Genomic DNA, 14,911 nt, shown 5'->3' on the forward strand with positions numbered 1-14,911 from the left:
CTTAGGCCGGACCTAACCCCGGCTGAGTGATAGATTTCTTTCTCCTTACCCGATTATCTGGAACTCTCCCCTCAACACGCAGCCTTCGGGCGGCATTGCGAAAGGGGCCGGATATGTCAGTGGAAAAGATCGATACGCTCGTGGTTGGCGGAGGCCAGGCCGGCATCGCGATGAGCGAACATTTGGGCCGTGCGGGCATCCCGCATGTGGTGCTCGAACGCGACCGGATCGCCGAACGCTGGCGCACCGGGCGCTGGGATTCGCTGGTCGCCAATGGCCCGGCCTGGCATGACCGCTTTCCCAACATGACCTATGACAATTGCGAACCGGAGGTCTTTCCCGGTAAGGACCGCGTCGCCGAATATTTCGTCCAATACGCCAAGATGATCAACGCCCCCGTCCGCTGTGGCGTCGAGGTGACCCGCGCCCAGCGCCTCAAGGGCCGCCCCGGCTTTCGCGTCGAGACCAGCGATGGCGTCTTCGAGGCTCGCCGCGTGGTCTGCGCCACCGGCGCGTTTCAGCGCCCGATCATCCCCAATGTGATCCCCGAGAGCGCGCCGGTGGACCAGATCCACAGCTTTGACTACCGCAACCCGGATCAGCTCAAGCCCGGTGCGGTGCTCGTCGTCGGGGCAGGGGCCTCGGGCTCGCAGATCGCCGAGGAACTCATCGCTTCGGGCCGCAAGGTCTATCTCTCGCTCGGGCCCCATGACCGCCCGCCGCGCCGCTACCGCAACCGCGATTTCGTCTGGTGGCTCGGCGTCTTGGGCAAATGGGACCTCGAAGCGATGGCGCCCGGCACCGAACATGTCACCGTGGCCTTCAGCGGCGCCAATGGCGGCAACACCGTCGATTTCCGCCGCTTCGCCGAAGCCGGCTGCACCCTCGTCGGGCGCACCGACAGCTATGCGGAGGGCACGCTGCGCTTTGCCGATGATCTGGTGGAAAACATCGCCGCGGGCGACGCCTTCTATCACCGGATGCTCGACGAATGCGACGCCTATGCCGAGGCCAACGGGCTCGACCTGCCGCTCGACCCCGAGGCGCGCAAGATCGGCCCCGATCCCGACTGCCTGACCCACCCGGTCGAGAGCCTCGACCTCGCCGAGGCGGGCATCACCACCGTGCTCTGGGCCACCGGCTTTGCCCGCGATTACGACTGGCTCGAGATCGACACGTTCGACGCCCAGGGCGCGCCCCTGCATCAGCGTGGCGTGTCGCGCGAACAGGGCGTCTATTTCCTCGGTTTGCCATGGCAATCGCGGCGCGGATCGTCCTTTATCTGGGGCGTCTGGCATGACGCGAAACACGTGGCCGATCACATCGCCACCCAACGCGCCTATCTCGACTTTCACGAAACCGCTCAGGCCCAGACCGAACCCGCCTGATCAAGACCCATTACGGAGCGCCTCATGGCCCATACCCGCATCCGCAAATTCAACACCTCCGACACCTACCCCGAGCAGAATCTCGACAATGATCTCTGTCAGGCGGTGGTGACGCGCGGCGGCCGCACCGTCTATCTGCGCGGCCAATGCCCGCAAAACCTCGACGATGCCAAGAATATCGAAAGCCACGACCCGGTCGAACAGACTCATAAGGTCATGCAGAACATCCGTCAGCTCATCGAGGAATGCGGCGGCCGGATGGAGCATCTGGTCAAGGTCGTGGTCTACATCACCGATGTCCGCCACCGCGAGGCGGTCTACCGGACCATGGGCGAATATATCAAGGGCGTGCACCCGGTCTCGACCGGTCTGGTGGTGCAGGCGCTGGCCCGTCCCGAATGGCTCGTCGAGATCGACGGCACCGCCGTGATCCCCGACGAAGAATGACCCGCAACATAGCCGCCGGGGGCCATCGGTCCCCGGCGCAGCCGCACAAGACCAAGACCCGACAGGACGAAGGAGCCATCGCATGACATTCTCCCTGGTGGCGCGCTGCGCCGAAACCGGCATGTTTGGCCTCGCCATCTCGTCGTCGTCGCCCGCCGTGGCGGCGCGCTGTGCCTTTGCCCGGGCGGGCGTCGGCGCGGTCTGTTCGCAAAATGTCACCGATCCTTCCCTCGGCCCGCTCGCGCTCGATCTGATGCAGGGCGGGATGAGCGCGTCCGAGGCCATCGCCGGCGTCCGCGATCTGGGCCGTTTCATCGAATACCGGCAGGTGCTGGCGGTCGACAAACAAGGCCGCACCGCCATCCATTCCGGCCCCAACAGCCTCGGCATCTGGACCGACGCCCAGGCCGAAAACGTGGCGTCGGGCGGCAATCTCCTTGCCAATGACGGGGTGCCACAGGCCATCGTCGACGGCTTTCTCGGCGCTTCGGGCCATATCGGCGACCGGCTCATCGCCGCGATGCGCGCGGGGCTTGCCGCAGGCGGCGAAGCGGGCCCGATCCATTCCGCCGGCATGATGATCGTCGACGATGTGAGCTGGCCCGTGGCCGAGCTGCGCTGCGACTGGACCGAGGACTGCCCGATCGAGGCCATCGCCACCGCCTGGGACGTCTACAAACCACAGCTGCGCGACTATGTGACCCGCGCGCTCGACCCGCGTTCGGCCCCGTCCTACGGCGTGCCCGGAGACGAATAATGTTCTGAAAACAGGGAAATAGGAGGTGATTATGAGTGATCTGCGTGACAGGCTTCAACATCTGGCGGCATTGCCCGCCGACCGGCCCAGCGGTATGCGCGGCGCCTTCTACACCTCGCCCGAGCAGTTCGCCCATGAGGCGGCGACCGTGCTCCGCCGGGGCTGGCATTGCCTTGGCCGCGAGGATGAAATTCCCGAGCCCGGCGATTTCTTCACCGTCCAGCTTCTCAATGAACCGCTGATCGTGGTGCGCGGCGACGATGGCGAGATCCGCGCGCTGGCCAATGTCTGCCGCCACCGGGGCATGCCGCTCGCCGAAGGGCGCGGCAATGTCAAACGCTTCATCTGCTCCTATCACGCCTGGGCCTATGGTCGCGACGGGGCGCTGCTGCGCGCCGCCCGCATGGAAAACGCCGGGTTTGACGCCAAATCCTGCCGCCTCCATGGCCACAATCTGCAACTCTGGAACGGCTTTATCTATGTCTCGCTCGACGCCAAGGCCGCGCCCTTCGAGCACCCCGAGCTTGACGCGCTGATCGCACCTTATGAGCCCAAGAAATTCCGCCTCGTACATGTCGCCGAAGAGGATTGGCACTGCAATTGGAAATGCCTCGTCGAAAACTTCATGGAAGGCTATCACCTCTCGGTGGTCCATCCCCAGACGTTGCATGGCTATACGCCCACCGGGCTCGCGCGCAAACTCATCGCGGGCGAGGGCTATACCTCCTACGCCGCCAATTACCCCGACGGCATCCCGCCGCGCGGCATGGGCGCTCCGGGGCTGAGCCGCGATGAAATGATGCGCTCGACGCTCTTCGCCAAATTCCCCACCCAGGTCGCAAGCCAGGCCGCGAGCCTACTGGTCTCGCTGTCGATCTTCCCGCTCGACGCGGGCACGATCCGGGTGAAATGGACCATGTCCACCTATGGCGAAGACCTCGACGACGCGGTGATCGCCGCCCGGATCAAGCTCTGGGAAGAGGTCAATGCCGAGGACCGGGCCAAGCTCGAACGGATGCAGGTGGCGCTCGCTTCCGATCACGCGGGCGAAGGTCCGCTGGCGGGCGAGGATTACGAAGGCACGGTGCGCGATTTCCAATCCTGGCTTGCCGCGCAAGACCGGGTGGCGGACGCGATACCTGCCTGACAATACGACTGAAACACAGAAACGGAGGGCGCGACATGCAGCTCACTTATGACGATTGGCGCGCCCGCGCTTCCCAAATGACCTTTCGCGACAAGGCCTTCATCAACGGCCAGTTTGTCGCCGCCCAATCGGGCGAGACCTTCGACAGCATCAACCCCGCCACCGGCGAGGTTCTGGCACAGGTGGCGTCCTGCGATGCCGCCGATGTCGACCGCGCCGTGGCCGCCGCGCGCACGGCCTTTGACGCGGGCCACTGGTCGCGCAGCGATCCCGGCCACCGCAAATCCGTGCTGCTCAAACTCGCCGATCTGATCCGCGACAACCTCGCCGAATTTGCCCTGCTCGACAGTCTCGACATGGGCAAGCTGGTCCAGGACGCGGTGACCGTGGATGCCCCCGGCTCGGCGCATTTCTTCCAATGGTATGCCGAAGCCATCGACAAGATCTATGACGAGGTGGCCCCGACCGGCCCCGGCGATCTGGCTCTGGTGCGCCGCGTGCCGCTCGGCGTGGTGGGGGCGGTGACCCCGTGGAACTTCCCGCTCGACATGGCGACATGGAAGGCCGCCGCAGCCCTCGCCGCCGGCAATTCCGTGGTGCTGAAACCGGCCGAACAATCGCCTCTCTCGGCGCTGCGCCTAGCAGAACTGGCGATGGAGGCGGGCCTTCCCGAAGGCGTCTTCAACGTGGTCCCGGGCATGGGCGCCACGGCGGGCCGCGCGCTCGGGCTGCACAATGATGTCGATTGCCTTGCCTTCACCGGCTCCACCGCCGTCGGCAAAATGTTCATGCAATATTCGGGCCAGTCCAACCTCAAACCCGTCTGGCCCGAAACCGGCGGCAAGAGCCCCAATCTCATCTTCGCCGATTGCGCCGATCTCGACCGCGCGGCGGACATGGCGGCCTTTGGCATCTTCTTCAACCAAGGGCAGGTCTGCTCGGCCAATTCTCGGCTCTATGTCGAACGCGCCATCCATGCCGAATTCGTCGAGCGCATGATCGCCCGCGCCGAGGCCACCCCGCCGGGCGATCCGCTCGACCCGGCGTCGAAACTCGGCGCCATCGTCGATGAAAAACAGACCCGTTCCATCGAGGCCGCCATCGCCGCAGGCCGCAACAGCGCCAATCTCGTCGCAGGCGGCAACCGGGTGACGCTTAACGGCAAGGGCTGTTTCATCGAGCCCACGATCTTTGACGATGTGCGCCACGATGATGCGCTGGCGCGCGACGAAATCTTTGGCCCGGTGCTGTCGATCATCCCCTTCGACACCGAGGCCGAAGCCGTCGCCATGGCCAATGACAGCATCTATGGCCTCGCCGCCTCGGTCTGGACCGACAATCTGAGCCGCGCCCACCGCGTTTCCGAGGCGATCCACGCCGGAACCGTTTCGGTCAACACCGTCGATGCGCTCTCGGCCCAGACCCCCTTTGGCGGGATGAAGCAATCGGGCTTTGGCCGGGATCTGTCGCTGCACAGCTTCGACAAATATACCGCGCTGAAAACCACCTGGATCAAGTATCAGGCTTGAAATGATCCGGGGCAGGGCAGATAACCGGCGCATGCCGTTGCGTTTCACCCTCAGACAGCTCGAATATTTCGTCGCCGTGGGCGAGGCGGGATCGATCGCCCATGCCTCGGACAAGGTCAACGTTTCCTCGCCCTCCATCTCGGCCGCCGTGTCGCAGATGGAGGAAGAGTTCGGCCTGCAACTTTTCGTGCGAAAACATGCACATGGCCTGTCGCTCACCCCGGCGGGCCATCAGTTCATGGCACAGGCCAAATCGGTGCTGAACGAGGCCCACGCCCTGTCGCGCCTCGCCGACAACATCTCTGGCATGGTGCAAGGCCCGCTCTCGGTCGGCTGCCTCCTGACCTTTGCTCAGCGCGTGGTGCCCGGCCTGCGCCGACAGTTCGAGGCCAAATACCCCAATGTCCGCATCTCGCAGGTCGAACAGGATCAGGCGCGGCTCTTTGATCTTCTGCGCCGGGCCGAGATCGACGTGGCGCTGACCTATGATCTCGACATCCCATCCGATCTCAACTTCCTCGCGCTGGCCGAACTGCCCCCTTATGCGATCCTGCCCGAGGGCCACCCGCTCGCCGACCGGCGCAGCGTCTCGGCCGAGGATCTCAAGGATCACCCGATGGTGCTGCTCGACCTGCCGATCAGCGCCGAATATTTCCATTCCTTCTTTGCCCGCATCGGCGCCCGGCCGCTGATCGCCGAACGCACCCGCGACATGGCGGTGATGCACAGCCTCGTCGGCAACGGCTTTGGCTATTCCATCGCCAATATCCGCCCGCTGAGCGATCAGGCCCCCGATGGCCGGCCCCTCGTCTATGTCCCCCTGACGGGCAGCGCGCGGCCCCTGCACCTCGGTCTCGTCACCTCAGGAGGGGCGGATAACGTCTTGACGGTAAAGGCCTTTATCGACCACTGCCGCGCCTCCATCAGCGCCGAGAGCATCCCGGGCCTGCGCATCGGTCTCGAAGAGGGCTGAGAACCCTTGGCTTAAGCTTTGGCTAAGCCATGCTTTCGCAGCCACGACTTTATCCTGCGCCGCAATTCTGTGATCCTGTCCCGACACCTAACCCTGATGGGAGCCTGACCCGTGCGCGACCCCCGCTATGACATCCTCTTCGAGCCGGTAAAAATCGGCCCGCTCACCGCCAAGAACCGCTTTTATCAGGTGCCCCATTGCAATGGCGGCGGCTACCGCGACCCATCGGCGGCGGCGGAAATGCGCGGCATCAAGGCCGAAGGCGGCTGGGGCGTGATCTTCACCGAGCAATGCGAAATGCACCACACCTCGGAAATCACCCCCTTCATCGAACTCCGCCTCTGGGAGGACAAGGACATCCCGCAACTGCGCCGCATGTCCGAGAAGATGAAGACCCACGGCGCGCTCGCCGGCATTCAGCTCGCCTATTCCGGCATCAACGGTCCCAACCTCTACACCAAGGAAGTGCCGCTCGCCCCCTCGGCCCTGCCGATCCGCACCTTCACCAATGACCCGGTGCAGGCCCGCGCCATGTCCAAATCCGAAATCCGCGATCTGCGGCGCTGGTTCGTCAATGCGGCGAAACGTTCAAAAGAGGCAGGTTTTGACCTGATATGCCTCTATGGGGCGCATGGATTTGGCATTTTTCAACATTTCCTCTCAAGAGCCACAAACCAGCGCAGCGACGAATATGGCGGCTCGCTCGAGAACCGTTCGCGCTTTGCCCGCGAGGTGGTGGCCGATATGCGCGACGCCGTCGGCGACACCATGGCCCTCACCATGCGGGTGAGCCTGGATGAAACCATCGGCGAACTGGGCTTTTCCAACGCCGAGCTGCGCGACTTCATCGAGATGAACCGCGATCTGCCCGATCTGTGGGATCTGGCGCAGGGCACATGGGAGGATTGCTCCGGCCCCTCCCGCTTCAAGGACGAGGCGGCCCAGGAAACCCTGGTGCGCGGCATCCACGAGCTGAGCGACAAGCCCATCGTCGGCGTCGGCCGCTTCACCTCGCCCGATGTCATGGCGAAAATGGTCAAATCCGGCACGCTCGACCTGATCGGCTGCGCCCGCCCCTCCATCGCCGATCCCTTCCTGCCGAAAAAGATCGAGGAAGGCCGCATCGAAGACATCCGCGAATGTATCGGCTGCAACATCTGCATCACCGGCGACATGACCATGTCGATCAGCCGCTGCACTCAGAACCCGACCTTCATGGAAGAATGGCGCAAGGGCTGGCATCCCGAAAAGATGAACCCCAAGGGCGCGAGCCAATCGGTCCTCGTTGTGGGCTCCGGTCCCGCCGGGCTCGAGGCCGCCTGGGCGCTCTGCCGGCGCGGCTATGACGTGGCCATCGCCGAGGCCGGCACCGAAATCGGCGGCCGGGTGACCCGCGAACGCAAGCTGCCCGGCCTCTCGGCCTGGGGGCGGGTGGTCGATTACCGCGACTATCAGCTCTCGCAACGCCCCAATGTCGAGATCTACCGCGACAGCGAGCTCGACGCCGAGAGCCTGCTCGAGTTCGGTTTTGAAAACATCGCCATCGCCACCGGGGCCAGCTGGCGCCGCGATGGTGTCTCGCGTCAGCATGTGGTGCCGATGCCCATTGCGGAGGGCGCGCGCGTCTACACGCCGGATGATCTGATGGGCGGCACCATCCCCGAGGGCAAGATCGTGCTCTTCGACGATGATCACTACTACATGGGCGGTGTCCTGGCCGAGCTTCTGGCTTCGCGCGGCGCCGATGTGACCCTGATCACCCCTTCGGCCTATGTCAGCGACTGGACCAACAACACGCTCGAACAGGCGGTGATCCATGCCCGGCTCGTCGAGATGGGGGTCGAGATCGTGCTCAATCGCGGCGTGACCGAGATTGCCGCCGATCATGTCCTGAGCAATTGCGTCTACACCGGCCGCACCACGCGTTATGACGCCGATGCGGTGGTCATGGTCGCCTCGCGTCAGGGCCGCGACGGGCTCTATCACGATCTCCTGGCGCGCGAGTCCGACTGGGCCGATGCCGGGATCAAATCGGTGCGGCTCTTCGGCGATGCCGAGGCCCCCGGTCCGATCGCCTGGGCGACCTACGCGGGCCACCGCTATGCCCGCGAGCTGGACGGCGAAGACATCGGCGACGCGCTGCCCTTCCGCCGCGAAATCACCGAGCTCGCCGCCGAGTAACGCGCGCTCCGGTAACCTCTTTCCGGGGGGCGCGTCCCCCCGGAAATCGCCACTGTCGTTTTACCGTCGCAATACCGACGTATCACCGACAGGGCAAAATCGCCGATCCCCCTTGGTTAACAGGGCTCCGCGCTTTTTCGCAGGCCTCGCCGCATTCCGCCTCTCACATGCCGTTTCCCGCCCCGTGGATGTCGCCCCCGCAATTGACATTGCACCCCCGTCCTGAGCATTGTCGCCCCTGATGGTTGCCCGGGACGAATCCGGGCTGAAAAGGGAACGCGGTGCGGGTCTGACCCAATTCCGCGGCTGCCCTCGCAACTGTAAGCGGCGAATGTCTCGCACCATGCCACTGGCCCTCGGGCTGGGAAGGCGCGACCCATGATGACCCGCAAGCCAGGAGACCTGCCATCCAGGGCGCTGTCCGGCGCTCTTGTCACGCATAGCTCCGGGCGAGGTGCCCCGGCGGAGGAAAGAATATGGGTTCTATTTCAATGTCTTGCCGATCTGGTGGGCGGGGGCTTCTGGCCCGTGCCCCGAGGGCGCGCCAATGACGAAACACGCCACCGAACTCTTGGTCTGTGTCAAATGCCGCCGGGGCAGCGATGCCCCCGAGGACGGCATCCGCCCCGGTCAGGCGCTGCATGATGCGCTCTCGGCCCAGGACCTGCCCGAAGGCGTCACCCTGCGCGCCGTCGAATGCCTGCAAAATTGCGACAACGGCTGTTCCATCGCGCTGCGCGGCGGTCCGAACCGCTGGACCTATGTCTACGGCAATCTTGACGAAACCGAACATCTCGCCACGCTGACCGAGGGCGCCGCGCTCTATCACGACAGCGCCGATGGGCTGATCCCATGGCGCACGCGCCCCGAGCATTTCAAACGCAACTGCATCGCCCGCATCCCGCCCCTGGAGGACGACAATGTCTAATCTCACCAAACTCCCCGTCACCGTGATCACCGGCTTTCTCGGCTCCGGCAAGACGACGCTCATCTCGCATCTGATGAAGAACCCGGGCGGCAAGCGGCTCGCGGTGGTGGTCAATGAATTCGGCGATGTTGGCGTCGATGGCGATATTCTCAAATCCTGCGCGATCCCGGATTGCCCGGCCGAAAATATTCTCGAGCTGGCAAATGGTTGCATCTGCTGCACCGTGGCGGATGATTTCATCCCGACCATCGAGGCGCTCATCGCGCTCGATCCGCAGCCCGAACATATCCTGATCGAAACCTCCGGTCTGGCGCTGCCGAAACCGCTGCTCAAGGCGTTCGACTGGCCCGATATCCGCTCCAAGATCACCGTCGATGGCGTCATCGCTCTGGCCGATGCCGAAGCCGTGGCCGCCGGTCGCTTTGCGCCCAATGTGGCCGCCGTGGATGCCCAGCGTCTGGCCGATGAAAGCATCGATCACGAAACCCCGCTGTCCGAGGTCTTCGAGGATCAGATCTCCTGCGCCGATCTCGTCTTGTTGACAAAACCCGATCTCGCCGGTCCCGAAGGCGTCGCCAAGGCGCGTGAGATCATCGCCGCCGAAGCGCCCCGTCCGCTGCCGGTGATCGAAGTCGCCGAAGGCGTGGTCGACCCGCGCGTGCTGCTCGGTCTCGAGGCCGCCGCCGAGGATGATCTCGACGCGCGCCCCTCGCATCACGACACGCCCCACGACCACGATCATGATGATTTCGAAAGCGTCGTGATCGACCTGCCGGAACTGGACAGCCCCGAGGCGCTCACCGCCCGGATCGAGGATCTGGCCCGCAGCCAGAACATCCTCCGCGTCAAGGGCTACGCCGCCGTCAAAGGCAAGCCGATGCGCCTTCTGGTGCAGGCCGTGGGCGCCCGCGTGCGGCACCAATATGACCGCATGTGGGAGGCCGGTGAGGCCCGTCAGGGCCGCCTCGTGGTCATCGCAGAACATGACGACATCAACAGCGCCGCCATCCGCGCCGTGCTCATCCCTGAAACCGCAGCGGCCGACTAGGCCCGATCAAGGCCCGAGAGGGTAAGCCCCCGAAATGCATGTCATTTTCCGCGAAAGCCAAGGGTTGGAAGAGACCGAAACCCCGACGGATCTGGGCCAAAGCCCAGCCGATCTGGTGGTGCTCAGCCTCTCGGATTCCGATCTCGGCGCTTTCGCGGCGGGCTGGCATCGGGCGCGCGACGCAGGCTCGTCGCTGCCCGATCTGCGGCTGGCCAATATCGCCGCGCTGAAACACCCGCTCTCGGTCGACACCTATGTCGAACAGACGCTCGACGGTGCCAAGGCGATCCTGATCCGGCTCATCGGCGGCGTGCCGTACTGGCCCTACGGGCTGCAACGGATCGAGGCGCTGGCGCGGGAAAAAGGCCTCGCGCTGGCGGTGTTGCCGGGCGACGGCCGCGCCGACCCCCGGCTCGACGAAATCTCGACCCTGCCGGTCTCGACACTTCGTCGGTTGCAGCATCTCTGCGACGCAGGCGGCGCGGTCGCGGCCCAGGCAGCGCTCGCCCAGCTGGCGCTGGCCGCCGGTCTCTACGCAGGCCCCGTCAAAGGGGCGAAACTTGTCCCCGAGGCCGGTCTCTGGACGCCCCGCGACGGCGTGATCGCCGCCGCCCCCGACCTCTGGACCGGCGCGCAAGATGAGGCAGGCGAGGGCGGCACCGCCCCCCGCGTGCTGGTGGTTTTCTACCGCTCCTATCTCGTCGCCGCCGATCTCGCGCCCATCGAGGCGCTGTTCAAATCCCTGCAATCCCAAGGCTTTGCGCCGCTGGGCCTCTTTGCGCCCTCGCTCAAATCCCCCGGCACCCGCGACTGGCTCCGCGATCAGGTGGCCGCCCTCGCGCCTGCGATGATCGTCAACGCCACCGCCTTTTCCGGGCGCGGGGCAGAGGGGGCCTCGCCCCTCGATGCCGCAGGCGTGCCGGTATTTCAGGTGGCGCTCGCCACCTCGACCCAAGACGCCTGGGCCGAGGCCGAACGCGGCCTCTCGCCCGCCGATCTCGCCATGCATGTGGTGCTGCCCGAGGTCGATGGCCGGATTTTCGCAGGCGTCGCCTCCTTCAAGGAACCCGCCGCCCGCGACCCCGATCTCGAATTTTCCCGCGCCCTGCACCGCCCTGTGCCCGACCGGATCGACGCCATCGTCGCCCGCATGGCCCGCTGGCACCGTCTGAGCACGACAGCCCCCGCCGCCCGCCGCATCGGCCTCGTGCTCTCGACCTATCCGGGGCGCGATTGGAACATGGCCCATGCCGTCGGGCTCGACGCGCTGGCCTCGGCCTCGGCCATGCTCAAGGATCTGCAGGGCGCGGGCTATGCGGTCGACACGGGCTTTGCGGCAGAGCATCTCGCCGAGGCCCAGCTGCACTGGCCGATGGAGGCCTATAAAGCCGCGCTCGCCCGTCTGCCGCAGCCCCTGCAAGAGGCGCTCGCCGCCGCGTGGGGGCCACCCGAAGACGATCCCGACGCGGGCCCCGAGGGCATGGCGCTGCGCGTGGTGCGGCGCGGCAATGCCTGGATCGCGCTACAGCCCGAACGCGGCCAATTCGCCCATCGCGACGACGAGTATCACGATCTCGAACGGGTGCCGCGCCATGGCTACGTGGCCTTTTACCTCTGGCTGCAGGATCAGGCCGACGCGCTCATTCACATCGGCGCCCATGGCACGCTCGAATGGCTGCCGGGCAAATCCGTCGCCCTGTCAGAGAGTTGCTGGCCCGAGGCGCTGCTCGCCGGGCTGCCAGTGATCTACCCGTTCATCGTCAATGATCCGGGAGAGGCGGTGCAGGCGAAACGGCGCATCGGCGCGATCACCCTCGGCCATGTGCCGCCGCCTTTGGTGCAGAGCGGCACCACCGGCGGCATGGTCCGGCTCGAGGCGCTGCTCGACGAGTTTTCCAATGCCGACGGGCTTGATCCGCGCCGCCGAGACCGGCTGCAGGATGACATTCGCTCCGAGGCCGAAGCCCTTGGTTTGGCAGAGGATCTGGGGCTCGACAGTGCCGAGAATATTGGCGAGGCGATCACGCGGATCGACCGCTTTGTCTGCGACGTGAAGGACAGCCAGTTTGGCGACGGGCTCCATATCTGGGGCCGCACACCCGCCGCCGCGCCGAGCTTTGACATTGGCGCGTCTGTTGAAAACGAACGCGCCGCGCTGTTGCGCGCGCTCGACGGTCAGCGGATCGAGGCAGGCCCCGCCGGATCGCCCTATCGCGGCCGCATGGATGTGCTGCCCACCGGGCGCAATCTCTTCTCCACCGATCCCCGCGCCGTGCCGAGCCGCGCCGCCTTTGCCCAGGGCGAACGGCTGGCCGACGAACTGGTCCGCCGCCATCTGCAGGATCAGGGCGACTGGCCGCGCGGCGTGGTGGTCGATCTCTGGGGCTCGGCCACGATGCGCACGGCGGGCGAAGAATTTGCCATGGCGCTGGCGCTCATCGGGGTGCGCCCGGTCTGGGACGACGGGTCCGAGCGGGTCTCGGGTGTCGAGGTGCTGCCCATCGCCGAGCTCGACCGCCCGCGCATCGACGTCACCCTGCGCGTCTCGGGCCTCTTCCGCGATGTGTTTCCCACGCTCTCGACGCTCTTTTCGCAAGCCGTCCGGATGCTCGCCGCCCGCGATGAGGCTCCGGATTGGAACCCCTATCTGGGCCAGCAGAGCGCCCGCGTCTACGGCCCCGCACCGGGGCAGTTCGGCGTCGGTGTCGGCGCCCATCTCGACCAATATGACGCGGCGGCGCGTCAGGCGGCGGGCGAGGCCTGGCTGCGCGCCTCGAGCTGGGCGCTCGATGGCGAGAGCCCGCGCCTCGACCCCGAAGGTCTGCGCGACCGGGTCGCCGGGGCCGAGGCCTTTGTCCATCTGCAGGATCTGGCCGAAACCGATCTCCTCCTGTCGCAGGATTACGCCAATCACGAGGCAGGCTTTGCCGCCGCACAATCCGTCGCAGGCGGCGAGGCGGCGCTCTACCATCTCGACAACACCGACCCGGCCCGCCCCCGGGCACGGCCACTGACAGAAGAGCTCGCCCGCGTGCTGCGCGCCCGCGCCAGTCATCCGGGCTGGATCGCCGGGATGCGCCGCCACGGCTATCGCGGCGCGGCGGAGATTGCCGTAACCCTCGACAATCTCGCGGCCTTTGCCCATCTCGCGCGCGCCGTGCCGGCCCATCTCTTTGATCTCTACTATGACGCGACGCTCGGCGATGACGAGGTCACCGGGTTTCTGCAAGAGGCCAATCCAGAGGCGCTCGCCGCGATGCGCGATCAATTCGCGCGGCTCCATCAGGCGGGGCTCTGGCAGACGCGGCGCAACTCGATCCTCGCGGCGCTGGAGGCCGCGGAATGAGCGCCGCCGCCCCCCGCGTGCGCGGCTGGTGCCCCGGCGCGCTGCGGCCGATGCTGTCGGGCGACGGGATGCTGTTGCGGGTGCGGCCAATGCTGGGCGAAGTCAGCGCCGAGGCGATGCGCGGGCTCTGCGATCTGGCCGGGCGTCATGGCAACGGGCTCATTGATCTCACCTCGCGCGCCAATCTGCAGCTGCGCGGCGTCCCCGAGGGCGATGTGACGACGCTCACCGACGGGTTGCGGGCGCTCGGTCTGCTCGATCCCGACCCCGAGATCGAAAGCCGCCGCAACATCGTGATCGAGGCGGGCTGGCGTCCCGGCGATCTCAGCCATCGCATCGCGACCGAGCTGATGGGCCTCCTCGGCGATCTGCCGAAACTGCCCGGCAAGTTCGGCTTTGCCATTGACACCGGGGCCGAACCGGCGGTCAATATGGTGGCCTCTGATGTGGCGTTCGAGCTGGCCGCCGATGGTGGGCTGATCCTGCGCGCCGACGGCGCGCCCCTGGGCCGCCGGCTGCGCATCGGCGAGGCGCTGCAAGGCCTGCGCGAGATGCTCGACTGGTTCATCGCCACCGGCGGCCAGGACACCGGCCGCATGGCACGCCACCTGCGCCATGCCAAGCTGCCGCCCGATTGGCTCGCCGCCGCGCCGCGCAGCTATGCGAGCCTGCCGAAACCGGGGCCGAGCGGCGCGGATCTGACCCTTGGCGCGGCCTTTGGCGCGCTCGAGGCGCGCGCCATGATCACGTTGCTCGACAGCACCGGCGCGCGTGCCCTGCGGCCGATGCCCGGGCGTCTCTTTCGCCTCATGGGCGTGGCCGATGGTGCCGTGGAGGCCGCGCGCGACGCGGGCTTTATCACCACCCCCGACGATCCCGCGCTCGCGGTCCATGCCTGCCCCGGCGCGCCCTATTGCGCCCAGGCCGAGGCCGGCACCCGCGCGCTCGCCCGCCAGCTCTGTGATCAGCTCGGCCCCCGCCTCACCCCGGGGCAGAGCCTGCATGTCTCGGGCTGTGCCAAGGGCTGCGCCTGGCCGCGCGCCGCCGATCTGACGCTGGTCGGCCGCCACGGCGCCTATGATCTCTTGCGCAATGCCGCCCCTTGGGACACACCCGAGGCCCGCGACCTCACCGATACCGACATCCTGAAACTGACCGAGTTCTGAC

11 protein-coding genes and 1 riboswitch are annotated in these 14,911 nt (G+C 66.3%); all 11 genes read left to right on the forward strand.

Annotated elements, in window-relative coordinates:
• Nucleotides 1-113 precede the first annotated feature (113 nt).
• The 11 genes from ISM_RS12410 (at nucleotide 114) to ISM_RS12460 (ending at nucleotide 14,910) form a co-directional block, all read left to right on the forward strand.
• On the forward strand, nucleotides 114-1,388 hold the full coding sequence (locus ISM_RS12410) for a flavin-containing monooxygenase (protein WP_009814522.1): 1,275 nt from the start codon (nucleotides 114-116) through the stop codon (nucleotides 1,386-1,388).
• A gap of 24 nt (nucleotides 1,389-1,412) precedes the next feature.
• A complete protein-coding gene (locus ISM_RS12415) occupies nucleotides 1,413-1,835 on the forward strand; it encodes a RidA family protein (protein WP_009814523.1) in 423 nt (140 codons plus the stop codon).
• A gap of 82 nt (nucleotides 1,836-1,917) precedes the next feature.
• On the forward strand, nucleotides 1,918-2,592 hold the full coding sequence (locus tag ISM_RS12420; RefSeq protein WP_040618062.1) for a DUF1028 domain-containing protein: 675 nt from the start codon (nucleotides 1,918-1,920) through the stop codon (nucleotides 2,590-2,592).
• A 31-nt stretch (nucleotides 2,593-2,623) separates the two neighbouring features.
• Nucleotides 2,624-3,739, forward strand: coding sequence for an aromatic ring-hydroxylating oxygenase subunit alpha (locus ISM_RS12425; RefSeq protein ID WP_040618063.1), 1,116 nt, complete (start codon nucleotides 2,624-2,626; stop codon nucleotides 3,737-3,739).
• Between the two features lie 35 nt (nucleotides 3,740-3,774).
• Nucleotides 3,775-5,268 carry an aldehyde dehydrogenase gene (locus ISM_RS12430; RefSeq protein ID WP_040618064.1) on the forward strand — a complete coding sequence of 498 codons (1,494 nt, stop codon included), beginning with the start codon at nucleotides 3,775-3,777 and terminating at the stop codon, nucleotides 5,266-5,268.
• A 31-nt stretch (nucleotides 5,269-5,299) separates the two neighbouring features.
• Complete coding sequence (locus ISM_RS12435) at nucleotides 5,300-6,241, forward strand: LysR family transcriptional regulator (protein WP_009814527.1); 942 nt, start codon at nucleotides 5,300-5,302, stop codon at nucleotides 6,239-6,241.
• Between the two features lie 111 nt (nucleotides 6,242-6,352).
• Nucleotides 6,353-8,422, forward strand: coding sequence for an oxidoreductase (locus tag ISM_RS12440; protein WP_009814528.1), 2,070 nt, complete (start codon nucleotides 6,353-6,355; stop codon nucleotides 8,420-8,422).
• A 225-nt stretch (nucleotides 8,423-8,647) separates the two neighbouring features.
• A riboswitch (cobalamin riboswitch) is annotated at nucleotides 8,648-8,846 on the forward strand.
• 123 nt (nucleotides 8,847-8,969) lie between these two features.
• Nucleotides 8,970-9,350, forward strand: coding sequence for a DUF1636 family protein (locus tag ISM_RS12445; protein ID WP_009814529.1), 381 nt, complete (start codon nucleotides 8,970-8,972; stop codon nucleotides 9,348-9,350).
• A complete protein-coding gene (gene cobW, locus ISM_RS12450; protein WP_009814530.1) occupies nucleotides 9,343-10,398 on the forward strand; it encodes a cobalamin biosynthesis protein CobW in 1,056 nt (351 codons plus the stop codon). The genes ISM_RS12445 and cobW overlap by 8 nt, the downstream gene beginning before the upstream one ends.
• 34 nt (nucleotides 10,399-10,432) lie before the next feature.
• Entirely contained in the window at nucleotides 10,433-13,744 is a 3,312-nt protein-coding gene (gene cobN, locus ISM_RS12455) for a cobaltochelatase subunit CobN (RefSeq protein ID WP_009814531.1), read from the forward strand.
• A complete protein-coding gene (locus ISM_RS12460) occupies nucleotides 13,741-14,910 on the forward strand; it encodes a precorrin-3B synthase (RefSeq protein WP_009814532.1) in 1,170 nt (389 codons plus the stop codon). The genes cobN and ISM_RS12460 overlap by 4 nt, the downstream gene beginning before the upstream one ends.
• Nucleotide 14,911 lies beyond the last annotated feature (1 nt).

It is taken from the genome of Roseovarius nubinhibens ISM (assembly GCF_000152625.1).
Lineage (GTDB): Bacteria > Pseudomonadota > Alphaproteobacteria > Rhodobacterales > Rhodobacteraceae > Roseovarius > Roseovarius nubinhibens.

Coding starts and splice junctions, on each gene's coding strand:
- ISM_RS12420 (WP_040618062.1), top strand. CDS start 1,918: ATGACATTCTCCCTGGTGGCGCGCTGCGCCGAAACCGGCATGTTTGGC.
- ISM_RS12425 (WP_040618063.1), top strand. CDS start 2,624: ATGAGTGATCTGCGTGACAGGCTTCAACATCTGGCGGCATTGCCCGCC.
- ISM_RS12445 (WP_009814529.1), top strand. CDS start 8,970: ATGACGAAACACGCCACCGAACTCTTGGTCTGTGTCAAATGCCGCCGG.
- ISM_RS12460 (WP_009814532.1), top strand. CDS start 13,741: ATGAGCGCCGCCGCCCCCCGCGTGCGCGGCTGGTGCCCCGGCGCGCTG.
- ISM_RS12435 (WP_009814527.1), top strand. CDS start 5,300: ATGCCGTTGCGTTTCACCCTCAGACAGCTCGAATATTTCGTCGCCGTG.
- cobN (WP_009814531.1), top strand. CDS start 10,433: ATGCATGTCATTTTCCGCGAAAGCCAAGGGTTGGAAGAGACCGAAACC.
- ISM_RS12430 (WP_040618064.1), top strand. CDS start 3,775: ATGCAGCTCACTTATGACGATTGGCGCGCCCGCGCTTCCCAAATGACC.
- ISM_RS12415 (WP_009814523.1), top strand. CDS start 1,413: ATGGCCCATACCCGCATCCGCAAATTCAACACCTCCGACACCTACCCC.
- ISM_RS12410 (WP_009814522.1), top strand. CDS start 114: ATGTCAGTGGAAAAGATCGATACGCTCGTGGTTGGCGGAGGCCAGGCC.
- cobW (WP_009814530.1), top strand. CDS start 9,343: ATGTCTAATCTCACCAAACTCCCCGTCACCGTGATCACCGGCTTTCTC.